This is a genomic window from Candidatus Saccharibacteria bacterium oral taxon 488 (genome assembly GCA_010202115.1).
GTDB lineage: Bacteria > Patescibacteriota > Saccharimonadia > Saccharimonadales > Saccharimonadaceae > Nanosynbacter.
Genome location: CP047917.1, coordinates 170,716 through 186,717, shown reverse-complemented (window position 1 = coordinate 186,717; position 16,002 = coordinate 170,716). Strand labels below are relative to the sequence as shown.

General features: G+C 52.7%; 14 protein-coding genes and 1 rRNA gene. 5 read left to right on the top strand and 10 right to left on the bottom strand.

Annotated features, from left to right (window positions below):
- Window positions 1-185: 185 nt before the first annotated feature.
- Window positions 186-1,823, bottom strand: coding sequence for a single-stranded-DNA-specific exonuclease RecJ (gene recJ / locus GWK74_00970; protein ID QHU90094.1), 1,638 nt, complete (start codon window positions 1,821-1,823; stop codon window positions 186-188).
- Complete coding sequence (locus GWK74_00965; protein ID QHU90093.1) at window positions 1,823-2,125, bottom strand: ArsR family transcriptional regulator; 303 nt, start codon at window positions 2,123-2,125, stop codon at window positions 1,823-1,825. The genes recJ and GWK74_00965 overlap by 1 nt, the downstream gene beginning before the upstream one ends.
- A 165-nt stretch (window positions 2,126-2,290) precedes the next feature.
- Between GWK74_00965 and priA the strand changes: the two genes are divergently transcribed.
- From priA to fmt, 3 genes are read left to right on the top strand one after another with little or no spacing between them, the layout of a single operon-like run.
- Complete coding sequence (gene priA / locus GWK74_00960) at window positions 2,291-4,234, top strand: primosomal protein N' (protein ID QHU90092.1); 1,944 nt, start codon at window positions 2,291-2,293, stop codon at window positions 4,232-4,234.
- A gap of 23 nt (window positions 4,235-4,257) precedes the next feature.
- Window positions 4,258-4,833: a peptide deformylase gene (gene def, locus GWK74_00955; protein ID QHU90091.1), complete on the top strand. Its 576-nt coding sequence runs from the start codon at window positions 4,258-4,260 to the stop codon at window positions 4,831-4,833.
- Between the two features lies 1 nt (window position 4,834).
- On the top strand, window positions 4,835-5,710 hold the full coding sequence (gene fmt / locus GWK74_00950; GenBank protein ID QHU90090.1) for a methionyl-tRNA formyltransferase: 876 nt from the start codon (window positions 4,835-4,837) through the stop codon (window positions 5,708-5,710).
- Window positions 5,711-5,742: 32 nt separating this feature from the next.
- On the opposite strand, the gene GWK74_00945 is transcribed toward fmt, so the two are convergent.
- The 5 genes from GWK74_00945 to GWK74_00925 all read right to left on the bottom strand — a co-directional run bounded on the left by GWK74_00945 (window position 5,743) and on the right by GWK74_00925 (window position 11,705).
- Window positions 5,743-6,192 carry a hypothetical protein gene (locus tag GWK74_00945; GenBank protein QHU90089.1) on the bottom strand — a complete coding sequence of 150 codons (450 nt, stop codon included), beginning with the start codon at window positions 6,190-6,192 and terminating at the stop codon, window positions 5,743-5,745.
- Window positions 6,193-6,378: 186 nt separating this feature from the next.
- Window positions 6,379-7,986 carry a hypothetical protein gene (locus GWK74_00940; GenBank protein ID QHU90088.1) on the bottom strand — a complete coding sequence of 536 codons (1,608 nt, stop codon included), beginning with the start codon at window positions 7,984-7,986 and terminating at the stop codon, window positions 6,379-6,381.
- 246 nt (window positions 7,987-8,232) lie between these two features.
- Window positions 8,233-9,999, bottom strand: a complete 1,767-nt coding sequence (locus GWK74_00935; protein QHU90087.1) for a translation initiation factor IF-2 — start codon at window positions 9,997-9,999, stop codon at window positions 8,233-8,235.
- A 69-nt stretch (window positions 10,000-10,068) separates the two neighbouring features.
- Entirely contained in the window at window positions 10,069-11,139 is a 1,071-nt protein-coding gene (locus GWK74_00930) for a S1 RNA-binding domain-containing protein (protein ID QHU90086.1), read from the bottom strand.
- Window positions 11,140-11,261: 122 nt separating this feature from the next.
- On the bottom strand, window positions 11,262-11,705 hold the full coding sequence (locus GWK74_00925) for a hypothetical protein (GenBank protein QHU90085.1): 444 nt from the start codon (window positions 11,703-11,705) through the stop codon (window positions 11,262-11,264).
- Between the two features lie 76 nt (window positions 11,706-11,781).
- On the opposite strand from GWK74_00925, the gene GWK74_00920 reads away from it, so the two are divergent.
- Window positions 11,782-12,585: an ROK family protein gene (locus GWK74_00920; GenBank protein ID QHU90084.1), complete on the top strand. Its 804-nt coding sequence runs from the start codon at window positions 11,782-11,784 to the stop codon at window positions 12,583-12,585.
- On the top strand, window positions 12,551-13,027 hold the full coding sequence (locus GWK74_00915; GenBank protein QHU90083.1) for a hypothetical protein: 477 nt from the start codon (window positions 12,551-12,553) through the stop codon (window positions 13,025-13,027). Before GWK74_00920 ends, GWK74_00915 begins: the two co-directional genes overlap by 35 nt.
- Window positions 13,028-13,071: 44 nt before the next feature.
- Here GWK74_00915 and GWK74_00910 read toward each other — a convergent pair whose 3' ends face one another.
- The 3 genes from GWK74_00910 to rrf all read right to left on the bottom strand — a co-directional run bounded on the left by GWK74_00910 (window position 13,072) and on the right by rrf (window position 15,895).
- A complete protein-coding gene (locus tag GWK74_00910; GenBank protein ID QHU90082.1) occupies window positions 13,072-13,347 on the bottom strand; it encodes a hypothetical protein in 276 nt (91 codons plus the stop codon).
- Window positions 13,348-13,805: 458 nt separating this feature from the next.
- On the bottom strand, window positions 13,806-15,698 hold the full coding sequence (locus tag GWK74_00905; GenBank protein QHU90081.1) for a hypothetical protein: 1,893 nt from the start codon (window positions 15,696-15,698) through the stop codon (window positions 13,806-13,808).
- 88 nt (window positions 15,699-15,786) lie between these two features.
- Window positions 15,787-15,895: ribosomal RNA gene (rrf, locus tag GWK74_00900) — 5S ribosomal RNA — on the bottom strand.
- Window positions 15,896-16,002: the final 107 nt, after the last annotated feature.

Sequence of the window (16,002 nt, the reverse complement as noted above, 5' to 3'; positions counted from 1 at the left end):
TTGCATTTAGCAATTTTATATTATGAGTTCATGCTACTCTCTTTTTTGTGATTTGTCAAGTTACTGACATTGCCCGAAGGGGATACACGGCCTCAATGCATAACGTCGTTGCTAATTTAACAACAAAAAACTGCTGCGCCCAAGCAACTGGTGATCACCCTCAAACAAAAGTTGTAATTACCACATCAATCCAACAAAGCCATGTGAACGAGCCGCCCCTCAACCGTCCGCACCCCCTGCCATTCGTTGATAGTTGGCTGAAACCACGCTACCACCTCGTCGCCTGGCTCGCAGAAAAACGCCTCGGGCGCATTGAACGCCAGCATTTGCAGCGCCTTGCCATTTTGGTCGCGCAAAGTCAGTTTAACGTGCTGCCCATCCGCGCCCATCCGTCGCGCGCTCAACACGCTCGCTGTAGTGATTTTTACTACAGGCTCGGGATTACCATTACCAAATGGCTCCATTCTTGCCAGATTCTCTACTAATTCCTCATCAATTTCCGAAAAATCAGCAATTTCCACGTCGGCTCGCGGCAGCAAATATCGCTCTTGGTTTGTTAGTTGCAGCGAATCATAAAAATCATTCACGCGACGACGAAAATCACCAATCTTTTCAGTCGCCAGCGTCACGCCAGCAGCCGCCCCATGCCCGCCGCCTTTGATGATAATGTCGTCCGCCGCCCGCACTGCATCCGCCGCTGAAAAATCACCGAAACTACGCGCCGAGCCAGTCGCCTCCTCACCGCGTTCGCCAATGATAAACACTGGCTTGTTATATTTCTCCACCAGTTTCGACGCCACGATGCCGATAACGCCGTGATTCCAGCCGTCGCTACTGACTACCAGCACCCGGTCATTCGCCAATTCCTCGGCTTGCACGCATGCTTCCTCAAAAATCGCGTCCTGAATACCGCGCCGCTTAGCATTTAATTCCTCCAACTTCTCGCTCGCCTCCAGTGCCGCCAGCCCATCGTGCGCCACCAGCATGTCCAACGCGTGCTGCGCCGTCTCCAGCCGGCCCGCTGCATTCATTCGCGGACCCAAACCAAACCCCAAATGCCTGGCATTGACCTGCTCCGGCTCAATACCCGCCACCGCCATCAACGCTTTCAATCCTGGACGTTGTTGTTTTTTCAACACTTCTAAGCCCCAATAGACATTCGCTCGATTTTCATCAGCCAACGTCACGATATCGCACACCGTCCCTAGCGCCACCAAATCGAGCAGCCATTTTTCATAGCCATCAGGCAGCCCGTCCAATTCAGTCTGCAGCGCCTGCACCAACTTAAACGCCACGCCCGCACCACACAAATCACGAAATGGATAAGTATGTCCTGGAAACTTCGGATTCACCGCTGCCACACTCGGCGGCGGAGTCTCAGCAACATTATGATGATCGGTCACCACCGTATCAATCCCCAAGCTAGCGGCATATGCAATCTCCGCATGGCACAAACTACCGGTATCTACCGTCACGATCAAATCCGCCCCCATGTCGCATACCTTGTCCACCGCGCCCATGGTCATACCATAACCTTCAACAAACCGGTTCGGGATGAAAGCGTCAACGCCCTCAAAACCAAACTTACCAAACGCATCCAGCAGCAGCGCCGTGGCGCTCAGTCCGTCAATGTCATAATCACCGTAAATGACGATTTTTTCGCCCTGCTTCTGCGCTTGTTTCAGCCGCGCCACCGCCTTATGCATGTCCGGCAGCAAAAATGGATCATGTTTCACCGCTGCATAATCCGGCTGCAAAAAAGCCTCGCGTGCTGACCGCGTCGCGAGACCCCGCGCCGTCAAAATCCGCTCAAATAAGGTCATCAATCTCTATCAACCGAGCCGCGCTTCGGCCGGGCCGCATGTTGCTGCGACTTAATCACCATACTCTGTAATTCCTTGAAAATCGGGAACTGCTTGTTCGTAAAGTATGCCCGCGAATTACCCTGCTTCTCGCTCCTCAAGAAGCCAACTTTTTCCAGCCGCTTGAGCTCGCGCTGAATGTTACCGGGATCTTCCTTAATCAGCTTCGCTAGGCCACGTACGTGCGTATGAAAATCAGGATACTTGGCATACACAACTACGATTTTGCGTCTCACTCGTGATGTAATAAAAATGTCAAGCATTCTCTCCCCATATTCCCTTTCGCTACCACTCAGTGTATCACAATTTTACAACACCCGACAAGCTTTTTCGACAATTATACGCCCTACACCCTCAGCATACGTGCTTACACCCTAAAACGCTCATGATTATATTCAACCAGCCAGCGCGGTATAATAAAGCAAGACATGTACTACTATTTAGTATCACCGATCAAGATCATTCGTGCCGATGCGCATTCGTTTACCTATGCACACCCCGAGCGGCTGCCAGTCGGTGCGCTGGTCGTTATAGAAGTTGGCTCAGCTCAGTGCGTCGGCATCATTATGTCGGCAGTCGTCAAGCCCGAGTTTACGGTTAAAGAAATTGTCCAGATTTTAGATGACGCTCCCGTGCCGCTACCGCTCATCCAGACGGCTCTGTGGATGAGCAGCTATTATCATACGCATCTCGCAACCGTCTGGCAAACCATCCTGCCACGCGGTTTAACGAAGAAGCGCCGCCACATACCCGCACGCGCCGCCAGTCCGCAGGCCTCACAACCACCGACAACAGCACTCACGCCCGACCAGAGGGCCGCCATCACCGCCATTGACGACATGCTCCCTGGTAGCGCGCTGCTACATGGCGTGACCGGATCTGGCAAGACGCGTGTCTATATTGAACTCGCCCGGCGGCTGATGGACGAGGGCTTGTCGTCAATTATTTTGGTGCCAGAAATCGCCCTCACCTCACAGCTCGTTACCGAATTTGCGAGGTATTTCGACAATATCGTCCTCACCCACTCGCGCCAGACCGAAGCCGAGCGGCACGTGACTTGGCAACATGTTATCAATTCACGCGACCCACTCATCGTCATTGGCCCTCGATCAGCCCTGTTCATGCCCGTCCAGCAACTGGGCCTCATCGTCATTGATGAATGTCACGAACCCAGCTTCAAGCAGGAGCAATCGCCCCGCTACTCAGCGCTGCGCACTGCGGCCATTCTCGCTCGCCAGCACGAAGCCAAGCTCGTTCTCGGCAGCGCCACCCCTACGATCAGCGATTATTTTCTGGCAAAAACCGCTGGCCGGCCCATCATAACCATGCCCACACCCGCCCGTTCAGACGCCGTTAAACCGCGCGTCTCGCTGATCGACATGACCAAGCGTACGAACTTTACTCAGCATTTCTTTCTCTCTGATCAACTACTCACGGCTATCACTGGCTCGCTGAATGATGGTAATCAAGCCCTCGTTTTTCACAATCGCCGCGGCACCGCCGCTATCACCCTATGCGAACAATGCGGCTGGAACGCCGGCTGTCCGCGCTGTTTTGTGCCACTCACCCTCCACGCCGACCAGCACCAGCTCCTCTGTCATATCTGCGGCTTCAGGGCGTCCGTCCCTACCAGCTGTCCCGAGTGTCATCATGCCGATATCATTCATAAAGGCCTCGGCACCAAGCGCATCGAAGCGGAATTACGCAAGCTCTTTCCCACAAGCACCATCGCCCGCTTTGATGCCGACACGACCGCCGACGATGCGGCCGACAAGCGCTACGACGAGCTCAAAAACGGTTCAATTGACATCATCATCGGCACCCAAGTGATCGCCAAGGGCCTCGACCTACCGCACCTACGCACTGTTGGTGTCGTCCAAGCCGACGCCGGGTTGACATTGCCTGACTTTTCCTCAAGCGAGCGCACCTTCCAGCTGCTGGCCCAAGTCGTTGGCCGCGTTGGCCGCTCTCATCACGCCACCGACGTCATCATCCAAACCTTTCAGCCAGACCATCCCGCCATCCGCGATGGGCTTGCCCAAAACTACACTGATTTTTACGCCCGCACTATCGCTCGGCGACGCGCCACCGACTTTCCGCCATTTACCTATCTACTCAAATTAACCTGCGTCTATAAAACCGAAGCCGCCGCCATCCGCAACGCCAAAAAGCTCGCCCAGACACTGCAGGCGGCCGCCCCGACCGACGTCCGCATCCTTGGCCCAACACCGGCATTTTATGAGCGCGTCCGCGACACGTACCGCTGGCAGCTCATTCTCAAAAGCCCGCGCCGCAGCGACCTCGTCAGTCTCCTTGACCTCGTGCCACCGGCTCATTGGCAGGCTGAGCTCGACCCGACCAGCCTCCTCTAACCACCTGTGCTATAATAATCACAATGACTAAAGACGATATTATTGCCCTACCAAATCCGCATCTCCGCCAAAAATCAGCTAAAATTCACGTCATCACCGACGAGGTGCGCCAGTTATCAGCCAATATGATCGCGGCCGCTCTTGACTGGGAAGATTCTCGTCCCCACGAGATCAGCGCTGCCCTCGCCGCCATCCAGGTTGATCATCTCGAGCGCATCATCATCGTCCGCAGCGACTTTGACGACAAAGCTACTCGCGAATTCACCACCCTGATCAATCCTGAAATTGTCAAATACGAGGGAGAAATTGTCGCCGATTTCGAAGGCTGCCTCAGCGTCAAGCACGTCTACGGCAAAGTTCCCCGCCATTCTAAAATCCGCGTCAAGGCTCTTGACCTCGACGGCAACGAGATTCGCCTCAAGGCCGAAGGCTTCCTCGCCCGTGTTATCCAGCACGAGATCGATCACACCAACGGCGTCGTCTTTATCGACCATATCCGCGACCAACACGACGCTTTTTACACGCTTGATGATTCTGGTGAATTACAGCCGCTTGATTACGAAGCCGACATCAAAGATAATGCTCAGCTGTGGGGCTAACATGCCACCAATCATCTTTTTCGGCACCGAAGCGTACAGTCTGATTACCCTTAAAGCACTCTACGAGGCAGGTTTTCCCATTCGCGCCGTCATCACCAAACCCGATATGCGTAGTGGCCGCGGCCATAAGCTTACCGAGCCACCAGTCAAAACCTTTGCCCGCCAACATGGCATCCTCGTCTGGCAGCCCAACAAACTCCGTGACCTAATCCCCGATATCACTGCCCTCCAGCCTGTCGCCGGCGTCCTCGTCGCTTACGGCAAAATCATCCCCCAGTCAATCATCGACCTCTTCACTCCCGGCATTATCAATCTCCACCCTTCACTACTGCCAACATGGCGTGGCCCTTCACCGATCGAGGCGGCCATTGCACACCAAGACTCAGAAACCGGCATCTCCATTATGCAACTTGACGCCCAGATGGACGCTGGCCCAATTTACACCCAACACCGTCACCCGCTCACCGGCACTGAAACCAAACCACAGCTGTATGATGAGCTGTTTGCTGCCGGCAGCGACCTGCTCGTGCGCACGCTGCCAAGCATCCTTACCGGTACGCTTCAGCCGACCCCGCAAAACGACGCCGATGCCACGTATTGCCAGCTGCTTTCCAAGGATATGTCACTCATTGATCCTGCCACCATGACCGCCGCAGCCGCCGATGCCCATGTGCGGGCGTATCTCGGCTTTCCACGTAGTCGTCTGCGCATTCATGACCGTGAACTCATTATCACTAAAACTCGCGCCTCAGACGCCCCAGCATCGCCGCTGAGCGTCAAGTGCTGTGACGGACGATACGTAACCATCCTCGAACTGATCGCCCCAAGCGGTAAACAAATGACCGCAGAGGCGTTTCTCCGCGGCCATCAAGGCTAAGTTCATGGGCTATAAGGTAGCTAAAAGTCGTTCTAAGCTTGCCCCGGCGCCGAGGATGCACCCATGCCGCCTAAAATAGCCTCGCGGTTAGTTATGATCTCCTTCTTCAGTTCGTCCATTGTCGCCGCTACCACATCGCGATAATCAGGCCGATTTACCTCTAGCCACTTCGTCGCCGCAAACTCGTCTTTTAGACCCGGATTATTCGGATCAGCCTTAGTTGCCTGCACCAACCGCTGAAACATCGGCTCCTGCTGGTAATTTGGCGCATATTTGGCGAGAAACTCATCTACCGCGCCCGGCGCCTTGTCGATAATGTTCGCAAACTCATCCAGCTGCGCGTCGCTCATCCCCTGACTCAACCGCTCGCCGACCCGTAGCTCCAACTCGCTATAAATATGCTGTAAAAACGGCTTCTTCTGCTCATCCGGCAGTTGGTCTAGTCCTAATTCTTTCAAAAAATTATCATCTAGTTGGAACATATCGTCTCCTTTGCTTCACTGCTCTTCATTCTATTATATCAATTCTTCATATTTATACCAACTTACTAGCGATTGCAGCCAAGAGACCCGACCCATAGCCGCTAAAGATCTCACTCGATATGCCCACCTCTCTACAAAACCTGCGCTTTTGCCCTGCGGCACTCTCACCTCTTTCCTGCGTTTGTTTTATTTGTTAGATAGCTCGTTATTATACGGCTCATTAATGCCGTACCGGATGGCCCCCCAGCCAAATATCTTCCTTATACTGGCTACTCCCTTTTTTTCCGAGCCATTTTTCAACTCAAGGTCACTCCCCTGTTGCTTCTGCTTTGGGTCATCGCCTTCTCGCCCTGGATCTAGTTTGGCTGCTTCACCATCTCTATCAACAGTCAGGCGCGGTGGCTTATTATTCTGCCACCATGCAAACTCATCAAGTAACTTCTTTTCTTTTGATAGATGAAACTTTCTCACTTGCTCTGACAAGGAGGGCTTGTCAAGTTTCTCCTCCGCCTCCTCGAGGGCAGTAATAATATCACGCACTTTACTGAACCACGAGATCAGATCATATTTAGAGGCATCTTCTTCATAGCTATTCAGAAATTCTTTATGCTTTTCATACTCCTGCTCGTAAGCCTCTCTCAGTTTCTTGACCTCGGCAACTGTTGTCAAGCGATTCTCTCTAGCACTATCATTCAAAGATACTTCTGGCTTCACAGCGCTAGACCGTCGTGATTGCTCACTATTATCCGGTCCGCCTGAAGCACCGCCGCCAAATATATCAAGCTGCTTATTAATCTTATCAATCATACCGTCTACTATTCCAATACGATGTAGCAGCCGACGCCCCTTTTCACTTTTCTTATCTTTAAGATCATCATACTCTTTCTGCAAAGCACGTCGCCGGGCCTCTAATCGACCGCGGTGATCCTTCAGCATCTTGATTCTCTGCTCCTCCTCGGATGGCTCACCTGCGCTCTCCGGCCCGCCTTGACCACCGCCGCTCTCACTGGTCGCCGGTGCTGGTCGTTCGCCAGCTTTCAATGGATCAGTAGCCGAACTGTCGAGAGCGTCGTTTAGACCCTTCATCAGCTGTCGCACTTCACGCATCAGTGCAGCTTTGCTTACGGGATCAATATTTGGGTTGCTAATAACTGCTTGCGCGTCGCGCATAAAGCCAACGGCTTCATTCATCAACTCTTTTTTTCCAGACCCTTCCCCTTCACTACCTGAAGCCCCCTCTGGCCCCCGCACCGGCCTCACTGGAGCTGTTGGCACGGTCTGGGTTGGCTCGAACTGTGCTGCTGGTGCAGACTCTGGGGCTTGAGGTGTAGCTGGGAAAGAAAGGGTTCGCCGGCTGGCTGCTTTGGTGGCTTTTTCTTTAGCGACATTTTCGGCGTTATCCATGATCTTAGTAAGCTGACGGATACGTTGGTCGATGGCTTCTTGGCTCAGATCGTAGGTTTCGGCTCGTTCAATGAGTCTTTGGAGGATCTCGTCTTGGAGATCATCAGCCATGGTCTTGTCGCCACGAGCAAGGGCTTCTCCGGCAGCGGTTGCGAGGTCAGTGAGACTCGTGGCCTCACGCTCACGGCGTGCTTCGTTGAGGGTTCGGTCGTAGAGGTCTTCTTCGGGTGGAAGTAGGTTGCCATTTGGATCTTTGCCGTATTCGTCGGGGCGTTGGTTGAGGTAGGCTTCCAAGTCATCTTGTGCGAGTTGAGCTTCTTCCAGTTGCTTTCGTCGGGCTGGGTCAAAGAGTGCTTTGGCGTCGAGATTGTAGGCGTCAAGTTTTCCCATAAAGCGAGGGTCTGAGTCTACGTCTAGGGTATATGACGAGGAGGTTGCGGCCTCTGGGCCGAGAGACTCAGGGGAGGATGTTGGCAAGCGGTTTGGGTTTTGAGGCATTGTGGTGGTTCCTTTCTGGGGGGATACGATGGTCGGCATTTTTGCTACCGACTAGCTTATGTTTTGAATGGTAGCAGATTTAGGGGGGGAAAGTCAATAGATTGCTGCCCGTCGGACAGAAATATGATAGATATTGTCCTACAGCGTCTTCTTCACCAACTCCCGCGTAAAGAACTCCAGCGTGTCACCTTCCTCGACAACAACTTTTCGCGTAGTTTTGAGGCTGAGCCCGCACATTTCACCTTCAAACACTTCTTTGGCTTCCTGATGTTGACGCTGAACGGATGATACTTCAACCTCGGCGATGTGCTCATCGCCGCGCTTCAGACGTGCCAACAGACCCTTATAAACCTTACCCGTCATCATTTCACCACCAGCGATCACCTCTTCGCGCACCGTTCGGAACACGCCCTTAACACTCAGCTGGCCGACCTCGGTCTCGACGACCTCTGGGGCCAGCAGTGCTTCCATGGATTGCTTGGCATTATCAAGTAGTTCATAAATCACTCGATACAGCCGCACCTCAACGTGCTCACGCGCCGCCAGACGCTTCACTGCCGGCGGCAACTCGACATTAAAACCATAAATGACTGTGTTTTCGCCAACCGCCAGGTGAATGTCATTTTCTGAAATATTACCAACCCCGCTACCGATGACATGTAGATCCACCAAGCCGCCCGTATCAATCAATTTCAGACTATCAATTACTGATGTTAATGACCCCTGAACATCAGCCTTGATGAGAACATTGAACGACTCAGCGTCATGCTGCTGACTCATCATTTTCAAAATATCCGAGCTGGTGACATTGGTGCTGGCAGCCATTTTTTCCTGCTCTAAGCGCGCCGCCTGCGCCAAATGCCGTGCTTCTTTCTCGTTTTTGGCCAACCGAAAACTATCCCCAAACTGCGGCAGCTCCTTAAATCCAGTTACATTAACCGGTGTGCTTGGGCCCGCCATTTTCATTGTCTGACCACGAAAGTCCGACATTGTCCGTACTCGACCGTACGCCATACCAGCCACTAGATAATGCGCTGGTTTCAGCTGACCGTGCTCAACGAGTAGCCCGACCACTGCGCCGCGCCCGATTTCCATATGCGCCTCAATCACCAACCCCTCCGCCGGAACGTCCTCATCCGCCCGCAGATCTTCCATATCTGCCACCAGTAGCACCATATCCAGCAACTTATCCAAATTCTGACCGGTCTTGGCACTAACTTCCACCATCACCGTATCGCCGCCCCACTCCTCAGGATTAAGGCTGTGTTCAGATGCCAGCTGCGTTTTTACCAGCTGCGGGTTGGCGGTATCTTTATCAATTTTGTTGATCGCCACCACAATTTTGGCATTAGCCGAACGAGCAAATCGAATCGCCTCGACTGTCTGCGGCTTGACACCGTCGTCCGCCGCCACCACGATGATCACCACATCGGTCAGCACCGCGCCGTGCTGCCGCAATGCTGCAAATGCCTCGTGCCCCGGCGTATCCAGCAGCGTAATCATCCGCCCATTATGCTTCGTTTGATAGGCGCTAATGTGCTGCGTAATGCCACCGGCCTCGCCTGCGGCGGTCTTGTTACCCAAGACGGCATCCAGCAAGCTCGTCTTGCCGTGATCAACATGCCCCATCACCGCCACAATCGGTGGACGCGGCACTGCCCGTTCCGACAGCGTATGCTCCACACGCGTATGACCAACGGCCGCTTCCTTTTTCTTGAGCGTAACCTCAAGGCCCAGCTCTTCAACGATGATCGACGCCGTCTCAAAGTCCAGTCGCTGATTAATCGTCGCCGCGATACCATTCTTAAACAGCTCGCCGATGAGCGTCGTGACCGGTAGGTTCAAGGTGGTAGCGAGCTCTCCGACGGTTACTGAATCTGCAATTGCGACAATCTTTTCTGTCATCTGCTCGTGCTCCTTTCATCGCCCGCGTGACACCTCGGCGAACTGTTTACATTACTCTTTTTCTATAGGCTATTTTTTCTTGCCGCCAGCCAGCGACAGTGAAATCTTGCGATTATCTTTATCAATTTCGAGCACGGTAAAGGTCTTGCGCTCATTTAATGTAAAGACTTTCTCTGGGTCAGTCCCATCGCCACCCAGCTCCGAAACGTGAACGAGAGCCTCAACAGCTGGACTTAGCTGCACAAACGCACCAAACGGCGTAATCCGTGTGACTGTGCCTTCGACGTCCTCACCTGGCTTAAATTGTTCTACCTCATCGAGCCATGGGTCTTTCGTCAGCTGCTTCATACTCAAGCTGAGGCGCTCCTTGTCGATAGCGATAATCTTCGCCTCCACGGTCTGGCCAACCTTGACGTAATCGCTCGGATTGTTGACCCGCTCCCAGCTAATTTCTGAGATGTGAATCAGTCCCTCAATTCCCTCAACATTCACAAATACGCCAAAGTCCACCACGCCAGTCACGATACCCTTGACAGTATCACCAACCGACAACTTCTCAAACCGCTCCGCCAGGCCTTCTTTGATGGCCTCCTTTTCGGAAAAGATGAGCTTGTTCGCCTTGCGATCAGCGTCCAAAATCCGGACGCGAATTTCCTTGTTCACCAGCGTATTCAGCCGCTGCAAGATCTCATCCTTATCGCTTGAACCAACTCGCGGGTAATGCTCAGCCGATAGCTGCGATACCGGCAAGAAACCGCGCACCCCTTCATATTCAGCCAATAGACCGCCACGATTGGCGTCATACGGCGTCACTGTTACAATTTCACCGCTTTCCAATTTGGCGGCGACCTCGTCCCAACCACGATCGCGCGCCGCTTTACGCATACTGAGCAGTGAGTAACCGTTGTCCAGCTCAACCTCGACAACACTCGCAGTTACCTCGTCGCCTTCTGCATAATTGTTCGACATACTTACCTCACGGCGCGGCACCAAGCCAACGCCCAAAGGCCCCAGATCAATCAGAACTTCGTGTTTCTTTATTGATAAAATAGTTCCGTGCACAACCTCGCCTGCGGTTAGTTGCTTCACGGAGTCGCTCGCCTGAGCAAGCAGATCGTCCATGGTCAATGGATTTGCCATACGTCCAAATAGACTCCTGTATTACGTTAATATTCTTATCCAAGCGGCCTGCCAAAACAGCTACCTCTTGGGGATCTCGTTTTATTATATCGTAGATAGTGCCCCGAGTAAAGAGAAGGAAGCTAAACTACCAACATTGACCGACGATACGCAAAGCCCGCAGCCACAATTAGCCCCAGCACAAAGCCAACTGCCAACGAGTCAGTTGGCCCAGTTGCCGGTAGATGGGATGATCCGTGGCCATTGTTTTGAGCTGGCGGCGTTGGTTGATTCTGCGCGTGTTGTTGAGGCTGCTGCTGCGCGGACTTGTTTGACTCAGCTGAAGAAGTGTCTTTTTTCTCATCGCTCTTCTCGTTCTTCTTTTTGTCGGCCGATTTATCGTCAGGCTTCGTGTTGTTCGTCTCTTTTTGCTGCTCACTCGTCGCAGCATTTTCCGTCGATGAGGCGGCCTGGTTCTGTGCTGATAACTGTCGCAACCCGTATAACGTTGCCAAAGCGATCGCCGCCAAAATAACCCCTACGATCACGTAGATTACAACATATCCTCGCTGGCGGTTCTGCTTCATACTATTATCTCCCTGACGTTACTAATACTTACTGTACCATATTGTCACCACTCTCGTAAAGGGGTATACTAGTTTCATGATTATTGCGATTGATACTGGAGGCACAAAAACATTGGTCGGACGATTTACCGACAACGGCACGCTAGAGACAACAACTCGGTTTGCCACCCCAACAGATATTACAGCATATATCAAACAAGTCGTTGAAACCATTACCGTAATTGCCGAGGGCGCACCTGTTACAGGCATCTCGATCGGTCTACCCGGCACCGTCACTGACGGTGTCGCTACATATTGCATTAACCTCGGCTGGTGCGAGGTGCCCATCCGCGACCTCCTGGCCGAGCACTTTCCCGACGCCCAAATCATCCTCGAAAATGATGCCAACCTCGCTGGCCTCGCCAGTATACGTCGCCTTGAGCCACAGCCAGCCTGCGGCCTCTACGTCACTATCGGCACAGGCATCGGCACCAGCATTATCCTCAACGGCACACTCCACCCCAGCCTACGTAGCAGTGAAGCCGGTCATATGCAAGTTGCGTATCAGTCAACCATCGATTCGTGGGAAAACCTCGCTTCCGGACGAGCGCTCAGTCAACAGTTTGGTGAATTATCGGACGCAACACCGCCCGAAGCTTGGTTTGAGGCTGCCAAGAGACTCAGCTTAGGACTGCAGGCACTGATCGCTGCTATTCAGCCAAACGTTATCGTTATCGGCGGCGGTATCGGCCGCTACACCGATAAATTCTCTGCATCACTAGCCGGACTTATCACCGAGAAACTACCGTCATTTATCACCTGCCCGCACATCGTTGGTGCAGCACACCCCGAGGAATCTGTGCTCTATGGTTGCTACGATAACGCTATCGCCCATCGTTAAGCAGCTGGCCAGCGATTATCCAGAGTATCAGTTCCGAGCTGGCGATGTTTTTTCGTGGTCGCACCATTCACGGACTATCACTTATATTAACGAGGCGTCACCAGCCGCTATCGCCCAGCTGCTCCACGAAACTGCCCACGCCGTCCTAGACCATCATCACTATACTCGTGACATCGACCTCATCGCCATGGAGCGCCAGGCCTGGGAGCTAGCTGTCCATCAGTTAGCCCCGCGCTATAACATTACTCTGGCCATGAATGACGACGTCGTTCAGGATGCGCTTGATAGCTACCGCAAGTGGCTACATGCCCGCAGCACGTGCCCAACATGTAGCGCTGTCGGTATAGAAATCGCCAAGCACCAGTATCGCTGTCTCCACTGCGCTAGCAACTGGCGCGTCAACGAAGCTCGATCCTGCGAACTCCGCCGCTACCGCAAATAGCCCTCTATGGAAAGAGGGCTACCGCATCATTTTAAGCAGTGTGGCTACGCGGCCAGTGTCACGTCGTCTTGAGCCGTTGCCTGCACTGTTGATACTGTCGTTGTCGGATTAACGGTTGTCGTGGCCGTCGTCGTTACCTTACGCCGACGAGAAATGCGACCACCTTTAGCACCAGCGATCCGTGCCAGAGCTGGGTTTGCCGCAAAGCCACCGGTCCGTCCGTTCCGACCGCCCTTCGCGCCGATCTTGGCATAAAAGTCTGGGTCACGCGCTAAGTTTTTCGCTGCCGCTTTCATACCGCCAATTTTTGTACCTGCCATGTGAGTTTTCCTCCCGAATTAAAAAGATTTCCACATCATCTACTATGGAAACCCTCGCCTTTATATATCACACATGATATGTGTTATGTATGCATATTATCATACTGCTCATACTTTGTCAACATTTACATAAGCCGTTTTTATTGTGAATAAAATATTGCAATCAGCGATTTACTTCGCTATAATGAGATCTGTCACACCTTGTGACGGCACCTGTTGGAGCTTAGAAATGATGAGTTCCACCACTCAAAAACCACCCTTTCTGCGAGATGGGTGGTTTTTGATTGTGAAAGGAATTTCGCCAATAGCTAAAATTATCTAGGTCAAAATTACTCCGACGACGAGAAAAATACATATACCCACCTTCAACTTTCCGACCACAAAGCCCGCGTCTATAGAGCTATCTCAATAACAAAGACGCGGGGCCCCCGACTATACCATCCTCACTTCAGTACCGATTAATGCACCGCCAACAGCTGCGCCGCCGGCCCAGCACCAGCTGTCATCGCCACAAACTGTGCTCTTGTCCAATAGAGTCGTCCCGAGATCGGGTCATTAACATAAAATCCAAGTGGATCGTGCGGTTCACCCCGAACCCCAACAATGAGACGCACATGCATCGGTATCGGCCCACTGACCGTCTGACCTGACGGCGTCCTCCAACTATCAATTTTTGCGCCAATCCGCCATACGCCCCACGCAATGACTGGATTACCATTGTGAATTTGCTGTGCTACGAAATTCGCATTGGCGCCATATGCCACTGACGTTCCGCGGCCATATTGACCGGCCGCCCGCGCCACCGGACCGGCATATACACCCCAGCCCGTTCCCGCACCTTGGTTGCCGTTTACGTCGCCCACAAACTGCACATTCGGATCGTCCCACTCATTTGTCGCCTTGTCTCGCGAGCGCGGACGATACCCAAAACGCTGCAAGATATTCCAATCACTATCATGCACACCACGATATGCCAAGGCCATACGCAGTGAGGCCGCTTCGCAGCTTTGGGCGTACGCCTGACGATAGAATGGTACGTTATTGAGTTTGACGACCCGTGAATTAGTTGTGAACGATGTCGCAATTCGCTCCACACTCGGCAGTCCAAACACTGGCTGTACGCCTGGCTCTGCCCAAACCTGAACTTGCCGCTGGAAGCCCATATTGACCACCCGAGCAACCATCGTATTACCACGCCAGGAAATACTCTGAACTGTACCAGATGAAGTCCTGAGACGGTCCTGGGCGCTCTTGTGGTCAACTGCCTGATCAAAGGTTATCCGTACATCCTGCGCCGCTTGATCAACCGTGGTTCGCCACGGGGACGCCCCCACACCACGCACGTGCCCATTAGTGGTAAATGTCTTTTTTACTTCCTCGACGAGAACGCCTCCACGAGCTGTCCGCAAGCCTTTAGGAATGGTGTATGTGTACGTTTTGCCCGGCTCCAATTTATCTGCCTTAAACACGTACTCGGTATCGCTCCGCCACGAACCATTACCAGCCGTGTCAACCGCTATATTTGACCGATCCTTTGCATCAATTGCTTCCTGAAATGTCAACTTCAATTCGTCTGATAGCGTCACTGAATGCTCTTTAATCGGTGAACCAATCGCTGGTAGCGGCGCACTTTTCACCGTAAAACGTTTTAACTCTTCCTTCTGGGCTTTATCGTATAACTTGAAGGTATACTGCGTGTCAGGTGCTAGTAGGCCAGCGTATTTCCATGAAAATGTTTGATCATCCGACGACTCACGCTTCAGCTCAAGCGCTGGCTCAGTCGTCAATTCTAGATCACGCAATTTACCCGCCCGTGAGCCTAAACGCACCGTCAACGCCTGATCCATCGCGATCACTTCTTTACCATCCAGTGACGCCGTGTCCACTCGTGGTGCTTTTTGCGTCTTGAACGATACATCATGGATCGTTGCATGACCAAACAGCGAACGTCTCACCCCCGGGAACGCCACGGTGTAATTTGTATCAGCTGTCAGTGGCTGGTCGGGCGTAAACTCCATCTCAAAAACGCCGAACAGCTGTCGCTTTTCGCGCCACACGCCACGCACTTCTGGTGTAATCTTCGGTTTTACTTCGCCCAGTTGCTGACTAAACTTTAGGCGAACTGGACGGTCGACTTCCTGTAGGGCTTCATCGGACACACGCTCGACGCTGACATTACCACGTGTTGTAATAACAAATAACGTCCCAACTACTATCACCGCCAAGGCAACGATACCGCTACTAATAATAACCCACGATTTTGGCCGCCTTAACCAAGACGCGCATATCGCCACACCCCCCCTACGTTCCGGCCTAAGGGACTCTGGCTGTTCTGTTTGTTTTTTATCCATTTCCCCATCATTATATCATACTTATGCTACTCGCAAGCACCTCTGGCAAAACTGAAAAAAGACCCCCTATTCGGAAGTCTTTTTTATAATTCGGCACCGTGCTAGTTTCCCACTTTCGCAGTATAATCGCCGCTGAGGAGCTTAACTTCTGTGTTCGGGATGAGAACAGGTGTTTCCTCCTCGCCATGGGCACCGAAGGAGGGGGTTACGACGCTTGGTTCCGCATATACTCCGCGGTGGGCCAAACCCCTTTCTTCGATGTCCAGTTTACTGCACGGAATTGAATTGTTAATTGACTGGCACT

Bases quoted from the DNA above. Each gene is read 5' to 3' on its own strand.
- recJ (QHU90094.1), bottom strand. From the start codon at position 1,823: ATGACCTTATTTGAGCGGATTTTGACGGCGCGGGGTCTCGCGACGCGG.
- GWK74_00965 (QHU90093.1), bottom strand. From the start codon at position 2,125: ATGCTTGACATTTTTATTACATCACGAGTGAGACGCAAAATCGTAGTT.
- priA (QHU90092.1), top strand. From the start codon at position 2,291: ATGTACTACTATTTAGTATCACCGATCAAGATCATTCGTGCCGATGCG.
- def (QHU90091.1), top strand. From the start codon at position 4,258: ATGACTAAAGACGATATTATTGCCCTACCAAATCCGCATCTCCGCCAA.
- fmt (QHU90090.1), top strand. From the start codon at position 4,835: ATGCCACCAATCATCTTTTTCGGCACCGAAGCGTACAGTCTGATTACC.
- GWK74_00945 (QHU90089.1), bottom strand. From the start codon at position 6,192: ATGTTCCAACTAGATGATAATTTTTTGAAAGAATTAGGACTAGACCAA.
- GWK74_00940 (QHU90088.1), bottom strand. From the start codon at position 7,986: ATGGGAAAACTTGACGCCTACAATCTCGACGCCAAAGCACTCTTTGAC.
- GWK74_00935 (QHU90087.1), bottom strand. From the start codon at position 9,999: ATGACAGAAAAGATTGTCGCAATTGCAGATTCAGTAACCGTCGGAGAG.
- GWK74_00930 (QHU90086.1), bottom strand. From the start codon at position 11,139: ATGGCAAATCCATTGACCATGGACGATCTGCTTGCTCAGGCGAGCGAC.
- GWK74_00925 (QHU90085.1), bottom strand. From the start codon at position 11,705: ATGAAGCAGAACCGCCAGCGAGGATATGTTGTAATCTACGTGATCGTA.
- GWK74_00920 (QHU90084.1), top strand. From the start codon at position 11,782: ATGATTATTGCGATTGATACTGGAGGCACAAAAACATTGGTCGGACGA.
- GWK74_00915 (QHU90083.1), top strand. From the start codon at position 12,551: ATGGTTGCTACGATAACGCTATCGCCCATCGTTAAGCAGCTGGCCAGC.
- GWK74_00910 (QHU90082.1), bottom strand. From the start codon at position 13,347: ATGGCAGGTACAAAAATTGGCGGTATGAAAGCGGCAGCGAAAAACTTA.
- GWK74_00905 (QHU90081.1), bottom strand. From the start codon at position 15,698: ATGGATAAAAAACAAACAGAACAGCCAGAGTCCCTTAGGCCGGAACGT.